The sequence below is a fragment of the Gulosibacter sediminis genome, from assembly GCF_030011715.1.
Lineage (GTDB): Bacteria > Actinomycetota > Actinomycetes > Actinomycetales > Microbacteriaceae > Gulosibacter > Gulosibacter sediminis.
The window spans coordinates 1-305 of sequence record NZ_JASCYH010000103.1 but is presented as its reverse complement, the minus strand read 5'-3'; the positions used below and the strand labels follow the sequence as shown (position 1 = coordinate 305).

General features: G+C 67.9%; 1 pseudogene. It reads left to right on the top strand.

What is annotated here, in order from left to right:
* A pseudogene (locus QM019_RS12735) lies at positions 1-305 on the top strand (adenosine deaminase); the annotation flags it as partial.

The following is a 305-nucleotide window of genomic DNA, read 5'->3' as shown; positions in this document are numbered from 1 at the left end:
GGGTGCGCGAGCGCGGCATCGCCCTCGAGCTCGCGCCGTCGTCGAACCTGCAGACCGGTCTCGAGCTCGACAGTCCGCTGTTCGAGCACCGCACCGTCGAGCCCATCACGCAGCACCCGTTCGATCTGCTCTACCAGCTCGGCTTCTCGACCACGGGGAACACTGACAACCGGCTCATGAGCGCGACCAGCGCATCCGAAGCGCTACAGCTTGTCGCCGACGCCGACGCCTTCGACCTGCGGCTCGGCGATCTCGAGCAGCTGCAACTTAACGCGGCCGAGGCGGCGTTCGCGCCGCTCGAAGAC